Consider the following 1,017-nt stretch of genomic DNA (forward strand, 5'->3'; position numbering starts at 1 on the left):
TCAATAACGCCTGTGCGATAGCCAATCAATACAGTTTATATCGGTTAAAACATATCAAAGACATACTCAGTAGCAACCAAGATAAATTGCCGCGAACGCAAGAAGAGCCGTCGACGTTATTGCCACAATCCCATGAAAATATCCGTGGTCCTAAAAGCTTCCATTAAGGTAAGGAAATTCTATGTTAGAACAAACGATAACTCAGCTTCGTCAACTCAAACTCAGTGGTATGGCCAACGCCTTAGTGAGCCAAATGGAACAACCAAGTACTTATGAAGGGTTGTCCTTCGATGAGCGACTACAACTGCTAGCAGACAGTGAAGCCCAAGACCGAGAGAGCCGAAAACAACAACGCTTACTTAAAGCGGCAAAACTTAAATTAGCCGCTAACGCCAGAGACATAGATTATCATCACCCGCGAGGTCTCAATCAATCGATGATGGCATCGCTACTGCAATGTGATTGGCTGAATAAATCACAAAACTTACTGATCACAGGCCCTTGCGGTAGCGGTAAAACCTATATCACTTGTGCGCTTGCGCATACAGGATGCATGAAAGGCTACAGCGTTAAATATTACCGACTCTCAAGGTTGATGCTTGCGCTGACACAAGCCAAAGCAGATGGCACTTACAGTCGAATGTTACAGTCACTCGCTAAGATCGACTTACTCGTTTTAGATGATTGGGGGCTTGAGCCACTTAAAGCGGCACAACGAAATGACTTAATGGAGATCATGGATGATAGGCACGGCAGTTCATCAACCGCCATCATCAGTCAATTACCCACCGAAGAATGGCATCAATCCATCGGCGATAATACCTTAGCCGATGCCATTTTAGATCGACTAATGCACAATGCTCATCGGATAAAATTAAAGGGGGAGTCTATGAGAAAAATTCAATCTAAAATTGACCATCGTGAACACTTAGGTTAAAAATGTCATGAACCCAATGCGTGGAATTTAAGTGTTCACGATAAAACCGGAATCGGTGTTCACCATCACCGGAATACGCA

Annotated in this window: 1 protein-coding gene; it reads left to right on the plus strand. The window is 43.7% G+C overall.

What is annotated here, in order from left to right:
• The first annotated feature begins 181 nt into the window (after positions 1 to 181).
• On the plus strand, positions 182 to 937 hold the full coding sequence (gene istB / locus P20311_RS01385; RefSeq protein WP_008108839.1) for an IS21-like element helper ATPase IstB: 756 nt from the start codon (positions 182 to 184) through the stop codon (positions 935 to 937).
• The last annotated feature ends 80 nt before the right edge of the window (positions 938 to 1,017 follow it).

This window comes from Pseudoalteromonas sp. BSi20311 (genome assembly GCF_000239875.1).
Classification (GTDB): Bacteria; Pseudomonadota; Gammaproteobacteria; order Enterobacterales; family Alteromonadaceae; genus Pseudoalteromonas.